Below are 15,477 nucleotides of genomic sequence, written 5' to 3'. Positions count from 1 at the left end.
GTGACTAAGACATTGCCACCCTTTCAGGAAACCCCAAATCCTGATGTCAGAGCTGGCTACCCCATCTTGGGTTTGCGCGATGCTATGCAATCATGGAGGCATATTAGGACGGAGATCGGATGGATGAACTTTACCCACGAACAGGAGCCAGCGATCCACTCGTTGGCGCGTATCGTCAAGCTCGTGGCTTTTGCTGGGACCGGGAAAACCACCACGCTTGTTGGCTATGCCAAAGCTCGGCCCCAATGTCGTCTGCTCTATCTCTGCTACAACAAAAGCGTTGAGGTCGCTGCCAAACAAAAATTCCCCCCAAACGTGACCTGCAAAACAGCCCACGGCTTGGCTTATGCATCGATCGGATCGAAGTACAAACACAAGCTCACGAGCAACCTGCGCCTGACAGATATCGCAAGAATAATCGGCTCACAGAATTGGGAGTTAGTGCGGAGCGTGCAGGAGACGCTGAACAGTTATCTCGCCAGCGCAGATGACGACATCGAGCTAAGTCACTGCCCCGTCAGTAAGCTCAAAACGGAGCGAATGAAGCGCGCGGCCGGCAGCATCGTAGAGGGGGCCAGGCAGCTTTGGATGCAAATGTGCGACATCCAAAATGAGAGAGCGAACATCACGCACGATGGCTATCTCAAGCTTTGGGCACTCTCGAAACCAAATCTACGGGATCGATATGATATTGCGCTCGGAGATGAGGCGCAGGACATCAATCCAGTGATCGCTGGGGTGCTTGCGCAGCAGGCGGCGTACGGAATGGGTGTAGTCGTTTGTGGTGATGGGCATCAGATGCTTTACCGCTTTAGAGGGGCAGTAGATGCTCTCAACGCAACCTGGCTCGACAAAGCTGAGGTCCATTACCTCACTCAGTCGTTTCGCTTCGGGCCTGCCGTTGCGCACGTGGCGAATATGGTTCTTGCGTTCAAGGGTGAGTCTCGCCAACTAGCTGGACTTGGCGGCGAGACTCGTGTGTCCAAGACACTACCTGCTGACCTTGAGCACCGCACCGTGCTTTGCCGTACGGTGGTAGGTGTGATCGAGACTGCGCTGGCCAACGTAGAGACTGGTGCAAAGATCTGCTGGGTTGGTGGGATCGATGGTTACAACCTTCAGGATCTCGAAGACTTACATGCGCTATCGAAGGGCTGGAGGGACCGAGTTAAGGGAAAAAAACTTCTCCAGGAGTATGCTGATTACGATCACTACAAGCAGATTGCCGATGAAAGCCAGGATCCTGAGATGAATCGCTCGATCAAGATAATCGAGCAGTACAGCGCGGATCTCCCGGAGTTATTTGCCAAGCTCCGGCGCAATGCCGTCACAGATGAACTTGAGGCCACCATCACACTCAGTACCGCGCATCGCTCGAAGGGCCTGGAGTGGGAAGCGGTGCAGCTGGCTGAAGATTTCACTTTCGATCCATTCAATCCTGAGAACGAAAAGGAATCATGGATTGATGAGATGAATCTGCTCTACGTCGCGTGTACCCGAGCAATGCGCGTTCTTGCTATCAACTCCACGATGTTAGAGATCATGAAAGAATTCGTCGACAGGCGTGAAGGCCGTAAGCCAAACACGCCGATGATTTTTAGAAAGAAGCAGGTGGCAGCGGCGTAGTGTCCTTCGACCAAGCCTTCGACAACACAGCAAAAAAAGCCCGTCTCGAACGGGTTTTTTTGTGCTCGATTTTTGGGATACTCGGTAATACCACCCCTTCAATTGTGTTATCGCTTTTTGCACCCTCGGCGTCGCTCCTGGTCAACAGGGTGCGGAGGGGGAGGAGGGCATACGGTCTAACCGTAGTGAAGGGGTGGTATTATGAGGATCTTTAAATGGCCGACGCTATTGTCTCCGCTTACAAGCGCTTGATCGAAACCGTTGGGGCTTTCAATGAGAAATGGCCCGCGTTGGTTGTAGGCGGGATGGTATGGCGGATCCCGCTCCTCACTGAACAAAAGACGCCGTCTCGCATCAACGTCCAGGCATTAACAGGACCAGAGGCGATTAAGGCCTCTGTTGAGGCGTTACGCGAGTTTGAGAGGGATCTCGGCCAGGCTCCTGGAACCGTGCTGCGTTTGCCTGGGTATTTCATCCTCTCCGGATCCGTTCTCGACGAGGGTAGGGCGGTGAACCGCTGCAAAGGCGAGCTTGTGTCTGCGATCGAGGCTGAGCGGTTATTTCGCAACATTGCTGTTAGCCGGCGTTCCCAAATCATGCGCCAGGCCCTGGGAAAGAATTTCTCCCTCAACCAGCTGAAGCGCGCAATCCAGGTATTCGATGCCGCTCCCAGGCAGATCACATTCACCTGGGCCGGTCATACCTCAGGTAAAGAGCGCGTCACTGTTGGCCAGGTACGTGAGATGCTACTCGCTGAGGCTCATGAAAAATCTTTGGCCACCGGCGAGCCAGTGACCAATAGCCCTCAGTGGATTGATCTCCGCAGCATCGCGAATATGGCTGACACCGAGATGTTAGATGTGCCTAAGCAAATTGCTCCTCATCCGCGGGCCATGCTGTGGTTTTCCGAGCGCAGCAGATATGACGCAATGCTGCATGCCAACCTTCCAGTCTTCGTGCTCGAGGGGCGACCGGCTCCAAAAATCGTCGGCCTCAAGGACTTTGACAGAGAAGCACGATCAGCAAAACGGCCAGACGTTAAGCATCGGCTGCCGGCACTCCCAGGCGGGCGATTCTTCGTCGCCACATCATCCGCGGAGCCGGATACCCAGGTCCCTGATGCACCAGTTGAAAAAGAAGTAGTTTCGACTTACAGAGAGGCCATAAAAGGCCTTACCGACCGGTAGCAGAATTCCTATAAATTCAACGAGTTATACACATAATCATCATTATGTTAAATTCGGTAGCACCCTAATTATTAGGGTGCGATGAATGCCCCTCTATGGGCTGATCTGTTCAAGTATCTCTAGAACCGCCTACTCTCCACGTAGCCCGCTGCATTCCGCTAGCGGCTGAAATGGAGATCGACGAAATGATGATCGATGGCGTTGAGAAACGAATCGAAGCAGGCGTCAATACGGCCCTAGATATGGTTGAGGTATTGGTTGCTGCTGGCCAGCCCATAAAAACAGCGATCGCCACCTCGCGGATACTCACGATGGAGGTTGTTCGCGAATCACTCGCAAAGAACCTGGGAAACAAGAGTGGTTCGGTGATTACTCACACCCTGGCCACTACGCCAGCGCAATCCGGTTCGGTACCTACCCAGCACAGATCCAAGACGAAACAGCAGCAGACAGTTGACTGATCATCGAGCCAGGCCGGGAAAAAATCACGGTCCCGGCCTGGTACAGAGTACGCCTCCCTTGGCTTGTAGCATCCGGTATGGCATCCGCCGGCGAAAAAAACCCAAGCTAGGCTTGGGTTCTCTAGGGGGGCTAACGACGAGGGTGGATGAAGCTCGACATCACTGGGTCAAGAAGTTTGCTGATGCGTCTAACCCTGCGAAAGATGATTTGCGCGATCGATTCATGGCCAGTCGCAACGACTCCGAGCACCCCTGCCAGGAGAAGTGCCCAAATGCTCTTGCGTTTCCAGTCCCTTGCCTCCGCCAAAGCATTCTGGCGGTGCTGTTCAGCTTTGTCAGACAATTTGGCATCCTGACCAAGATCAGTTGCCTCGATGGCGTATGCAACACTGGATGGAACGGTAAAACTGCCTTCGTTTTTCCCCTCGCGCAGGTTTCTGACGGTTTCCACTACCCACCTTGTGGAGCGACCATCGGCTACAGAAGCTTGGGCAAGGACATAGGCCTTGGCCACATCGTCTATGTCTGCTCGGGAGCTTAGAAGGCGTTGAAGCGTCGACAGATTCTTAGATTCGATTGCCGACGCAAACTCGTTAGGTTTACTGGTGGTTTGAACATCACCAAAGCCTAGGATGGTGCCCAACAACTGAGGCGCGATACCGACCATGATGTATGGGATGGCGTTGAGATAACGCCCCGCCAGGATTGAAAAGGCCATCCCCATAACCATTGCGATCAGGCATACCACTCGAAACGCTACGCCTCCAAAAAGCTCCTCCGCAATTATCGAGACATTACCCGTGCTTGTGAGCCCGACGCCGGCGTTCTCGACCGATTGGAATGCTTTGGCAACCGTATCTGGAACCAAGATGTGATGAATCGTGGTGGTTGGTTCGACGGCGATTCCTACCGAATACAATACGCCGCCCAGCAATGCCAGGACCAAGGCTGAAACGCCGAATATCAGAGTACCTTTACGCAGTTTTTTCGCTCGCATGAGCAGTTCTTGAAGGGGCGCGTCAAACGGCGTCGGCGCTTTGGGCGCTCTTGCAGGTAAATCAGGTTCGGTTTGGGTGCGGTTAGGTATCAGCGCTGTGAGCTCAGCTACCGCTTTGGTTGTGGGTAGTGCGTGGTTGCTGGTTTTCTCGGCCGTCTGCCCATCCGCTTGATGCAGCAGTTTCAGGTCCTGGCCCAGTACACGCCGCGTCAAGCCTGCAACGAGACTACGAGTTGTTTCCTTCTTACTGGCACCGTAACTGGCGAGCAGTTTTGCCAGCTTAGCGTCAGGAACGTCCTTCGCGGCGACTCTTCCGTTAACAAGCAGCGTGTAAACACCAGAGGCAAACTCTGGAGCTTGCCTCGACAGTTCAAGCACTTGACCAAGAACCTGCTGGCGCTGGCCAGCCATCAGCCTATTAAGGGTATCGTCCCGCACGACGCCATAGCTATTCAAAAGTCCCGATAGCTGCGCCACGGGAATGTTTTCCTCTGCAACGAGGCCGTCGACCCGCAACTGGTACAGTTGGACTGGTTCCGTCATCAGTGAAGCTCCTTCACTTCTTCGACCCTGCCCAGGCGCTTCTGGAGATCGAGACGCATGCCTTGGATCTCTTTCTCTGCGGCCTTGCGTTGAGCTACGCCCTCACGCTGAATTTTGATTACGTCTTCCACAGTCTGGATCAACGTTGCCTGGACCTTCTGCAAGGTGTCCACGTCGATTACCAGCCGCTGGTTAGCCTTGGCAGTCTCTACGGAGTTGCGGTGCAGCAACTCGGCGTTGCGTTTGAGGAGATCATTGGTGGTGTCGTCAATTTTGGTGGCAAGCTGGACGGCATTTCGCTGCTCGTTCAACGTCAAAGCGAGCATGAACTGGCGCTTCCAAGCCGGCACAGTGATTTCCCGGATGGTGTGGAACTTGTCCACCAGCATCTGGTTATTTGCTTGAATCATCCGAATGGTCGGAAGGCTCTGCATCGCAGACTGCTGGAGGGCCGTAAGGTCGCCAATACGCTTGTCGAGGTTGGAGATCAGTGCATCCAGATCTGCAACTTGCTGCAAACGGGCGGGGTCGTTTCCGATGTTCGCTCGAAGCTGAGAAACATGCGTCTGTAGCTCGGCAAGGCGCTGCTTACCGGCGGCGATATGGATGCCAAGCAGCCTATGCTCCTCACGTACCGCAACGAACATAGACTCGAGGCCGGTATTCCGAGCGGATATGCCCGCTTGTGTTTGGTCGACCTCAGCAACGAGTTTTTCGATTTGCTCTCGTGTTGTATCGAATTGACCCAGAACGGACTTGCCGCGCAGGGTTACTTTGTCGATCAGCGGGCCGATGACAGGGATGCGCGAACGGCGATTGGAAAACGCACTGACATTGAGCGACTGAGCGACGGCAACCACCTCGCTCAGCTTTGCACCGGCATCGTCCAGGTCGCTGTTACGAACCTGGTCGAGCAAGCTGTCGGCATAGGAGGAAGTGTGTTCAGCTACTTCCCTCCCGAACTGAGAAACAGAGAGTGGGTTTTCCGCCTGAATCAGTGCTGCTACAGCCTTGATTTGGGGGATGTCCTGTTCCTGGAGACCGAGGGCCTGGAGCCCAGCTGGAGTAAGCTGGGTGTTGGTAGTGGCGAGATCTGTCACGGTAGTTTCCTGCTGCATGTTTCGCTCCTCAGTGCTTCACGCCATTCAGGCTTTCAGACAGGCTGGCCATAAGCGCCTGATGCGCCTTGCTGGCAGCCTCGACCATCGCCGGGCTCATGTGCTTGGTGGTGATCAAGGTAAGGGTGTGTTGCCGCCATACGGGAACCAGCACGGTGACTGTCTCTCGAAAGCGATCGAGCATGTCGAGGGCTTGGGCACGACTCAGCTTCATCTGGCTAACGCTCAGTTCGTGTGATGCCAGAAGAGTTGCCAGATTGGCGAGCTTTCGCGCCAATCGCTCCCGCGGCCGATCAAACTCAATCTCCCCCGCTGTTACCGTCCCGATGAGAGGGTTCTCTTCGAGGAATTCGCGCCCGGCCTGGATGAAAACTTTCAGTGCCTCTGCCTCTTCAGCGTGGGCTACGATCATTCTGCTGATGGCGCTGACCGTATCGCGTACACCCTGCGCATGACCTTCAGCTTCGGCAAGCAGTTGTTCCAGTGTTGACCTGGCAACTTGATAGCGGACCTGCTTTTCCACGGCTCCGCCCAGAACTTTCTCGAACCAGGTCGGCTTCCGAGTAATTTGCTCCGGCGAGGCGTCGGCCATTTTCGAGAGGATTTCTGCGATTTTGGCAGCAAGCGCCGCCGCCGACCCGCTCTCCATGAGATCTGATAGTTGATCGATTTTGGCAGAGCTATCCGCTACGCCCCCGTACTCGCCGAGACGAGCCGGGAAGGCAAACAACTCAGGGAGTATCTGCTGTTTTAGGTGGTCGATGCTGACCACGGAATGAGTCATGGCGGAAAATTTCTCCTTAAATTTATTGGAGATCGTACCTGCCGTATTCCTTCGCAGGTGCTTATTTCGGACGCTTTTAGCGACTGAAAGCGCAGTTCCAAGACGTTGTATCTCTATCTCGAAAAATCCCAAATTCGCCAAATCGTTTCAAAATGGGGGAAGAACCTAGCCTCAATTCTTGATCGCAAAAGCCGGTATTCCCCGGCAAGGGCAGCCATTGAGAAATGGATGAGCTTTTCAGCGGGAGGAGGCCACTCACTAGGCGGCCATCTCACTTGATCGAGAAGCCGCAGCCAGGTCGTTTACTCTCGGGGCTGGGCGAACATGTCGATTTGATGGTTGTCTGGGTCTGCTTTCGGCGTATTGAGGGGATGCCCCAACTGTCGGTGCACTTCGGCAAGCCAGGCCTTGTAGGGTGTGTTCATTCGCGCCCCCCAAGGGTACGCCTCGGTCAACGCTTTTCGCAGAGCTTGCTGATCGCTTCGACCTACCCGGCGGACTATTTCAGCGACAATTGGTGCTGCTCGATCTGCCCAGGACATTCGCTTTCCATCAGCTGTCACTGTTGATGCCCTCAGGGTGAAACTGAGCGACGTAGGCGAGCACGGCCGCAACCCGCAAGCCCGTCGCACTCCCTTTGTCAGAGCACTCGCGGAAGGCTTGGCCGCTTTGTACGATTTCGCCCAACAGCTCAGCCGCGGTGGCTAGGTACTTCTCGGTTTCGTTGGTGTGCTGAATTAGCAGTTGGTGAGCCTTTTGGGACTCAACATGGCGTCGCGCCAAGGCCTGGATTATTTCGAGCAAACGGTCGGTGCCTATTTCATCGGTATCGCCCAGGCAGTAACGGTCGCCCTCCTCCTGAGTGCATTGACAATCGTCGGTAAGGGCTTCGGAGCTACCGACCCACCCGCAGCGAGTGCATTCGGAAACATAATAATTCCCTACAAGCGGCTTCTGGCCGATGCAGGATGGTATGCGTACGTTTTGCGCATCGTTGCTCATGGGGTATCTCATCGTTCAATCCGGCGATGGCCTCAGGATTTCACCAGGCCACGAAATCCCAAGTACGTACTGTTCAGGGATGCCGTGATCAGGCCTTGGCAGGGAAAGGAGGGATATTTTTTCCCATTGGGTCAGCCGCGGCGTTCCACGACCACCACCCTGCCCCGCCGTACTCCCGGTTATACCAAGCCGTTTTGACCGCCTTCCGTTCCAGGTAGGCATGGGTGCTCATCCCGAACACTTCCAGGGGGCAGTCCTTTCCCGTGTCCAAAAGCCAAAAGTCAGGGAAAACCTCACTTTCATCAGCGTCATAGCGAAGTGGTTTATCGAAGCTGCGGCCGGCTGCGTGGAGCTTGGCCTCAATGACCCCTTCGTAATCTGAGTCGACAGGGATCCAACGTTCACTAACCTGCATAAGGGCCAGATCAACGACATCTGCTTGCGAAAACGCCCCGCCCTTCCGCGGCGTAACCTGAGCAATGGCGATAACTCGACTTCCGCGCTTCCAGGCGGAAAATTCTCTCTCGAATCTGCGGCCGGCGGTTGCCCAAACTTCCGCGGGCAGGTTCAGCATGGGCATCCCATAGGGCCCCGCGAAGGGCAATCTGGTCATGTCTCCAGAATGGCGCTCAGGGTTATAGCGTGCCAGCGGCGAAATCGCGACGAGTCTAAGATCCTTCGTTGTTGCGGACTTGGCGATCGCCTGATTGCGGGCTGCCCCCTTGCTGTCCTTTTGAGCTGCCAGCAGCAGCACCTCGCTTAACCTCATCCGGCTGGCGGCGATACGCTCAGCAGCCTGTAGTAGCGCATAGTTCACAATGCCGCTATTGCGCTTGCCTTCCATTGCTGGATACCAGGTAGAGAGCCGAGACTCAGACCAAAGAAGGTGCAGAAGCCCGAGCAACGTCATAGCCGGCTTGCTCTTCCCAGGCGCTCTTGCCACCGAGGCTCTTTGGGTTTCCTCGGATGGAGGGGCCTGGACTCTAATGCCTCGGGCCAGGCGCACGCGAATGCTGCCATCTTCGCCCTCCTCGACTACACCAGCTGCATACCCTTGCATACCAGAGCGTTCCGGGGCCGGCGCATAGTACCGACAATCATTTGAGTGCTCATGACCTGTACCAGCGAACCGGGCCAGGTGAAAACCATCGCTATCTTCACGCCGCTTGATCGAGAGCTTTCGGGAGCCGGTGCTTGGGCACGAACAAATTGCATGAGTGCCGTAGGCCTTCTCCAATACGGTCTTCCAGCTTTTCGCGTACTGCTGATCGGTCTGGAACTCAGGCGAGTAGCGCTTTCCAGAGATCAGTACAGGATATCGATTGTTGATCATGATCTTTTCTCCCTCGATTCGTATCAGGCTATCGCCCGGTGCCGGCGGGCATGAGCTGCTTCAGCACGGTTCGTCTCGATCTGTATATGCAGCTTCACCAGCAACTCATATCCAGACCTGGGGCTCATGAGCTCAATGCCGAATAGTTTGTTAGCTGGAATGCTTCCGGCCTCGCCATGAAACCGGGCCCCTCGCTCTATCATGGAAAATATCCCTTCGAGGAAGCCGTCCTCAACGGCCTCCGCAGACATACTGGGATTCGATAGTCCTAAAGTTTCCCCGGTTGGCCAACGCAGGCCATCAAGTGGGGGTAGGTTTTCCAGGGCCCAGTGACCTGTGCGCATGACCATGCAGGCGAGCTCGTACTGGTCCTCATCGTTCTGATACCAGCTATCTGTGGCAACGAGCCTACGCCGGGCACTCTCCAACTGCTCAAGCTGCTTGCTACGTGCATCGCGCTCGTAAACAGAAAGGCTACTGAATCCGTCCACCCACACAGGAATAATGCGCAGTGCTTCCCAGCGAAGTAGATAACGAATAAGCGAGGAGCGGGTACCGCTCATAACGATCTCGCCTGGCGCCAGCAACTGATTGTGGCTGTTGTGCAGGCCAACGATGCAGTTGGGATGGCGCCAACGATTTCGCTGAATGAAGGCATGAAGGGCTTCAGCTTCATGCTCAAGTGGATCAACCCCGGCAGGAATGCTGAACGCTTTGGGTGAGAGGATGGCAAACTCGTGATCAGTGGTGTATGCCCTCATCTTGCCGAGGGCGCAGAGACTACGGATTTTCATGAGAGCGAATCCTCTGATGCATTCGATCAGGAGGCTATCTCGGGACTGTGAGTAGAAAATTCGTTTTCAGGACCGGCGAGCGTCGGAAATACATGACGAGGCTCAGACTGCAAAGTCTTCAGCTTCTCAACCTGGGGTTTGGGGAGCAATGGAACCAAAAACCAACGTAAGCCCTACCAACGCTTTTCGGTGTCTTCTTCCCAGGCGCCCATCTCGACAAAACAGTTGCGCATGTCGGCCTCCTGGCTGATCTCGGTCAGCAGGTCATGCACGCTCTTGTCCAGCTCATCGTCGCTCCGATACGGAATGGTCAACTCATAGTGGCCGGCATCCAGCCGCTTCATGCCATAGGGCTCCAGGCAGTAGCGCTCAATGTTCTCCGTGGCCCGCTTCCGGCCGCGCACGAACTTGCTGTTATTCACCACCGCGAGGCGCAGGGTGACGGTGGCCACCCGCTCGGCGGCGGGCGGCTCTGCCGGCGACGCGGCCGAAGGCTGCTGGTCGCGTGACCTGGCGCTCTTCTGGTACGCGCCGATCTCGACACCACGGTGGCGCAGGTAGCTGTACAGCGTGCTCTTGGAGATGTGCAGCTTCTCGCCGATCGCGCTGACGCTCAGGCGACCTTCGCGGTAGAGGGTTTCGGCCGCCATGGCGGTGGCCTCAGCCTTGGCTGGCAGGCCCTTGGGACGGCCACCGATCCGGCCACGCGCCCGTGCGGCCGACAGACCCGCCTGAGTCCGCTCGCGGATCAGCTCGCGCTCGAACTCCGCCAGCGAGGCGAACAGGTTGAACACCAGGCGGCCTTGGGCGTGGGTGGTGTCGATGGGGTCATTCAGGCTCTGTAAGCCGACCTTGCGCTCTGCCAGCTCGCCGACCAACTCGACCAGGTGCTTGAGGGAACGCCCAAGGCGATCCAGCTTCCAGATCACCACGGCATCACCCGGCCGCACGTTGGCCAGCAGTTTGTCCAACTCCGGCCGGGCGCTTTTCGCGCCGCTGGCGATGTCTTGGTAGATGCGTTCGGGGCGAATAGAGAAAACGGAAAAAATCGTACGCTAAGGTTTTCCGGGCAGCCTTAGCGGCCGAAACTTCCCGTCCTCCAGCCTGCGGCTCTGCCGCCAGACATAATCGCCGGTCAGATTGATGTGCTCCCACCCCAGCGGCGACAGGTATTGCAGCAGCTCACCATCCACCGACTTCCCCGCATCGCCCATCGCCTGGGTGGCGCGCTCCAAGTACACCGTGTTCCACAACACGATGGCGGCCGTCACCAGGTTGAGGCCACTGGCCCGGTAGCGCTGCTGCTCGAAGCTCCGATCCCTGATCTCGCCGAGGCGGTTGAAGAACACCGCCCTGGCCAGGGAGTTGCGGGCTTCGCCCTTGTTCAGTCCAGCATGCACGCGCCGGCGCAGCTCGACGCTTTGCAACCAATCGAGGATGAAAAGCGTGCGCTCGATCCGGCCCAGCTCGCGCAGGGCCACGGCCAGGCCGTTCTGGCGCGGATAGCTGCCGAGCTTGCGCAGCATCAGCGAGGCGGTGACCGTGCCCTGCTTGATCGAGCTGGCCAGGCGCAGGATGTCGTCCCAATGGGCGCGGACGTGCTTGATGTTCAGGGTGCCGCCAACCATTGGGCGCAATGTCGGGTAGTCCTGGACGCTATTCGGAACATACAGCTTGGTTTCTCCGAGGTCGCGGATGCGCGGTGCGAAGCGGAAGCCCAGCAGGTGCATCAGGGCGAAGACATGATCGGTGAAGCCAGCCGTGTCAGTGTAGTGCTCCTCGATCCGCAAGTCGGACTCGTGGTACAGCAGACCGTCGAGCACATAGGTAGAGTCGCGCACGCCGACATTCACCACGCGGGTGCTGAACGGTGCGTACTGGTCGGAGATGTGGGTGTAGAACAGCCGCCCCGGCTCGCTGCCGTACTTCGGGTTGACGTGGCCGGTGCTTTCGCCTCGACCACCCGCCCGGAAGCGCTGGCCATCGGAAGAAGAGGTCGTGCCGTCGCCCCAGTGAGCGGCGAAGGTATGACGGTACTGGTGGTTGACCAGCTCGGCCAGGGCCGCCGAGTAGGTTTCGTCTCGGATGTGCCAGGCTTGCAGCCAGGACAGCTTGGCGTAGGTCAGGCCGGGGCTCGACTCGGCCATCTTGGTCAGCCCGAGGTTGATTGCATCGCCCAGGATCGCTGACAGCAGCAATGTCCGGTCTTTGGCCTCGGCACCGTCCTTCAGGTGTGTGAAGTGGCGGCTGAAGCCCGTCCAGTCGTCCACGTCCATCAGCAGTTCGGTGATCTTGATGCGCGGCAGCAAATGGCTGGTCTGGTCGATCAGCGCCTGCGCGGTATTGGGCACCGCGGAATCCAGCGGGGTGATCTTCAGCCCGGACTCGGTGAGGATGGCATCGGGCAGCTCGTTGTCCTTGGCCAGGCGGGTGACGGTGGCCAGCTGCTCGTCCAGCAGCTGCAAGCGCTCTTCCAGGTACTGGTTGCTGTTCGGGTTGATCGCCAGGGGCAGAGCCTGCGCATGCTTGAGCGCGGCGAACCTCTCTGCCGGCAGCAGGTAGTCGTCGAAGTCGCGGAACTGCCGCGAGCCCTTGACCCAGATGTCACCGGAGCGCAGCGCGTTCTTCAGCTCGGACAGGGCGCAGATTTCGTAGAAGCGCCGGTCGAGGCCTTCCGGGGTTATCACTAGCGGCTTCCAGCGCGGCTTGATGAAGGCGGTGGGCGCATCGGCCGGCACCTTGCGCAGGTTGTAGGCGTTCATCTCGCTCAGGGTCTGCACGGCTGCCAGCACGCCTTGCGCAGCCGGGGCAGCGCGCAGTTCCAGCACCTCCAGCAAGGCCGGCGTGTAACGGCGCAGAGTGGCGAAGTTCTCGCCGACCAGGTGCAGATGGTCGAAGCCTTCCGGCCGGGCCAGCAGCTCGGCCTCGCTGACGCTCTCGGTGAACTCGTCCCAGGGAATCACCGCCTCAATGGCGGCATAGGGATCGCTACCGCTTTCCTTGGCTTCCAGCAGAGCCTGGCCGATCTTCGAGTACAGGCGCACCTTGTCGTTGATCGCCTTGCCCTGCTTCTGGAACTGCTGCTGATGCTTGTGCTTCGCGCTGCTGAACAGCTTGACCAGGATACGGTCGTGCAGATCGACCAACTCATCAATCACCGTCGCGGTGCTCTCCAGCACCACGGCGGCCAGGGTCGCGTAGCGTCGCTGCGGCTCGAACTTGCCGAGGTCTTTGGGCGTCATCTGCCCACCCTCGCGGGCCAGCTTGAGCAGGCGGTTCTGGTGGATGTGTCGGCCCAGGCCTTCGGGCAAGTCCACCAGCTGAAATGTCTTCAGCCGCTCGATGTGTTCGAGCATGTGGCGGGAGTTCGGTTTCAGCGGTGCTTGTCGCAGCCAGGTCAACCAGGTGATGCTGCTGCCGGCCTTGAGCTTCAACAGCTCGTCCAGCTTGGCCCGATGCGAGTCCGTGAGTGGTTCGACCAGGGCGCGGTAGACTCGGCGATTGGCCCGCGCAATGGCCTCCGAACAAGCTCGATCAATTACGCTCAACGCCGGCAGAATGCGCCGCTTCTGTCGCAGGCTCTCCAGGGCCTGACCGGCCAGCAGTAAGCCCTTGTCGGTCTGCTGGGCCAACTCGGTCAGCTCGCGCACCAGGGCGCGGAAGTCGGACAGGCCGAACGGGGCCAGTTGTAGGTAGGTGCGCAGTTCCTGGGCGTGCTCGCGGCGAGTCACGTCGCGTTCGCCGTACTTCAACCAACTCGCCGGGTCGGCCTGAACTTGCTTGGCCACCCACTGGATGACCGGCTCGGGCGGCTCGCTGTCGGTGCCCAACGCATAGCCGGGGTAGCGCAGCAGGCTGAGCTGCACCGCGAAGCCCAGGCGGTTGGCGTCGCCGCGCCGCTGGCGGATCAGCGACAGGTCGGAGTCGTTGAAGGTGTAGTAGCGGATCAGGTCATCCTGGCTTTCCGGCAACGCAAGCAAGGTGTCGCGCTCCGTAGCCGAGAGAATCGAGCGACGCGGCATGGTTCAGTCGTCCTTGCGAAGGTACTGATAGAGGGTTTCTCGGCTGATGCCGAACTCGCGGGCGAGCTGCGCCTTCGGCTCGCCCGCAGCGGCCCGCTGCCGCAGCGTGATGGCTTGCTCGTCGGAGAGGGCTTTCTTGCGGCCCCGGTAGGCACCGCGCTGCTTGGCCAGGGCGATGCCCTCGCGCTGCCGCTCGCGAATCAGGGCGCGCTCAAACTCGGCAAAGGCCCCCATGACCGACAGCATCAGGTTGGCCATCGGCGAGTCCTCGCCGGTGAACACCAGGCCTTCCTTCAAGAACTCGATGCGCACACCGCGCTGGGTCAGCTTCTGCACCAGGCGGCGCAAATCATCGAGGTTTCGTGCCAGGCGATCCATGCTGTGCACCACCACGGTGTCGCCTTCGCGAACGAAACCGAGCATGGCCTCCAGCTGGGGACGCTGGGTGTCCTTGCCCGAGGCTTTGTCGGTGAACAGCTTGCCGACCTCGACCTGTTCAAGTTGGCGTTCCGGGTTCTGGTCGAAGCTGCTGACCCGGACGTAACCGATGCGTTGTCCCTGCAAGATGCCTCCATGGGCTGGATGGGCGGCAGGGCTTGCGTTGGTTTTTGGTTCCATTGCGCCCGAAGCCTTGAATTTGTCAGGCTGAAATCTATGACCTTGGCAAGCATGTGTCAAAGAATGTGAAAGCGGACTCTATTCTGACGGCGTGATGCGCCTTGCCTGACATCCAGTTTGTCGTTTTCAGAAGACGGCTGCACTGAACGTCAGAAGCCGACTGCACTATAGCAGCGGAGGGGTTGGATCCATCAGGCAACGACGGGCTGCTGCCGGCCATCAGCGGACGCAGGGAGGACTTTCCGCAACCGGCCGTTCGATGCGGCACCGATGGCCTTCGCGCAGGGGTAGTGAATCCGCCAGGATTGACTTGCGCTGCCCTACCTCTCACTAGTGAGGGGCGGCAGCGCATCAAGCGGTGAGCGCACTCCGGCACCGCCAACTTTCAGCACATGCGTGTAAATCATCGTCGTAGAGACGTCGGAATGGCCGAGCAGATCCTGCACGGTTCGAATGTCGTAACCGCTGCGGAGCAAGGCCGTCGCGAACGAGTGGCGGAGGGTGTGCGGTGTGGCGGGCTTCGTGATGCCTGCTTGTTCTACGGCACGTTTGAAGGCGCGCTGAAAGGTCTGGTCATACATGTGATGGCGACGCACGACACCGCTCCGTGGATCGGTCGAATGCGTGTGCTGCGCAAAAACCCAGAACCACGGCCAGGAATGCCCGGCGCGCGGATACTTCCGCTCAAGGGCGTCGGGAAGCGCAACGCCGCTGCGGCCCTCGGCCTGGTCCTTCAGCCACCATGCCCGTGCACGCGACAGCTGCTCGCGCAGGCTGGGTGCCAAGCTCTCGGGTAACATCAAGGCCCGATCCTTGGAGCCCTTGCCCTCCCGCACGATGATCGTGCCGTGATCGAAATCCAGATCCTTGACCCGCAGTTGCAAACCCTCACTGATCCGCATGCCCGTTCCATACAGAAGCTGGGCGAACAAACGATGCTCGCCTTCCAGAAAACCGAGGATGCGAACCACTTCATCCGGGGTCAGCACCAC

Annotated in this window: 12 protein-coding genes and 1 pseudogene; 3 read left to right on the top strand and 10 right to left on the bottom strand. The window is 58.2% G+C overall.

The annotated features are described in order from the left end of the window. Positions 1 to 123: 123 nt before the first annotated feature. From IMX18_RS26830 to IMX18_RS26820, 3 genes are all read left to right on the top strand, one after another. Complete coding sequence (locus tag IMX18_RS26830) at positions 124 to 1,626, top strand: UvrD-helicase domain-containing protein (RefSeq protein ID WP_217191199.1); 1,503 nt, start codon at positions 124 to 126, stop codon at positions 1,624 to 1,626. A 215-nt stretch (positions 1,627 to 1,841) separates the two neighbouring features. Next, positions 1,842 to 2,813 (top strand): DNA replication terminus site-binding protein, encoded by a 972-nt coding sequence (locus IMX18_RS26825; RefSeq protein WP_217191201.1) that lies wholly within the window; start codon positions 1,842 to 1,844, stop codon positions 2,811 to 2,813. A 170-nt stretch (positions 2,814 to 2,983) separates the two neighbouring features. Then, positions 2,984 to 3,274 carry a hypothetical protein gene (locus tag IMX18_RS26820; protein WP_217191203.1) on the top strand — a complete coding sequence of 97 codons (291 nt, stop codon included), beginning with the start codon at positions 2,984 to 2,986 and terminating at the stop codon, positions 3,272 to 3,274. A 130-nt stretch (positions 3,275 to 3,404) separates the two neighbouring features. On the opposite strand, the gene IMX18_RS26815 is transcribed toward IMX18_RS26820, so the two are convergent. The 10 genes and pseudogenes from IMX18_RS26815 to intI1 form a co-directional block, all read right to left on the bottom strand. Then, entirely contained in the window at positions 3,405 to 4,814 is a 1,410-nt protein-coding gene (locus IMX18_RS26815; RefSeq protein WP_217191205.1) for a hypothetical protein, read from the bottom strand. Beyond that, entirely contained in the window at positions 4,814 to 5,932 is a 1,119-nt protein-coding gene (locus tag IMX18_RS26810; RefSeq protein ID WP_217191208.1) for a toxic anion resistance protein, read from the bottom strand. The genes IMX18_RS26815 and IMX18_RS26810 overlap by 1 nt, the downstream gene beginning before the upstream one ends. Positions 5,933 to 5,942: 10 nt before the next feature. Beyond that, the gene (locus IMX18_RS26805) at positions 5,943 to 6,716 is read right to left on the bottom strand and encodes a protein KlaA (protein WP_217191210.1); all 774 of its coding nucleotides are present in this window, start codon (positions 6,714 to 6,716) and stop codon (positions 5,943 to 5,945) included. 552 nt (positions 6,717 to 7,268) lie between these two features. After that, positions 7,269 to 7,718 (bottom strand): hypothetical protein, encoded by a 450-nt coding sequence (locus IMX18_RS26800; protein ID WP_217191212.1) that lies wholly within the window; start codon positions 7,716 to 7,718, stop codon positions 7,269 to 7,271. A gap of 88 nt (positions 7,719 to 7,806) precedes the next feature. Continuing rightward, positions 7,807 to 9,051, bottom strand: coding sequence for a DUF1173 family protein (locus tag IMX18_RS26795; RefSeq protein WP_217191214.1), 1,245 nt, complete (start codon positions 9,049 to 9,051; stop codon positions 7,807 to 7,809). A 23-nt stretch (positions 9,052 to 9,074) separates the two neighbouring features. Continuing rightward, entirely contained in the window at positions 9,075 to 9,845 is a 771-nt protein-coding gene (locus IMX18_RS26790) for a hypothetical protein (protein WP_217191216.1), read from the bottom strand. A gap of 173 nt (positions 9,846 to 10,018) precedes the next feature. Continuing rightward, positions 10,019 to 10,867, bottom strand: a pseudogene (locus IMX18_RS26785) (recombinase family protein); the annotation flags it as partial. Positions 10,868 to 10,900: 33 nt separating this feature from the next. After that, on the bottom strand, positions 10,901 to 13,867 hold the full coding sequence (locus IMX18_RS26780) for a Tn3 family transposase (RefSeq protein WP_003090772.1): 2,967 nt from the start codon (positions 13,865 to 13,867) through the stop codon (positions 10,901 to 10,903). Positions 13,868 to 13,870: 3 nt separating this feature from the next. Continuing rightward, positions 13,871 to 14,431: a recombinase family protein gene (locus IMX18_RS26775; RefSeq protein WP_003090771.1), complete on the bottom strand. Its 561-nt coding sequence runs from the start codon at positions 14,429 to 14,431 to the stop codon at positions 13,871 to 13,873. A 374-nt stretch (positions 14,432 to 14,805) separates the two neighbouring features. After that, on the bottom strand, positions 14,806 to 15,477 hold a 672-nt coding region (intI1, locus tag IMX18_RS26770; RefSeq protein WP_112034776.1), incomplete at its 5' end, for a class 1 integron integrase IntI1.

It is taken from the genome of Pseudomonas shirazica, assembly GCF_015168335.1.
Lineage (GTDB): Bacteria > Pseudomonadota > Gammaproteobacteria > Pseudomonadales > Pseudomonadaceae > Aquipseudomonas > Aquipseudomonas asiatica.
This window is presented reverse-complemented; position numbering and strand designations above follow the sequence as displayed.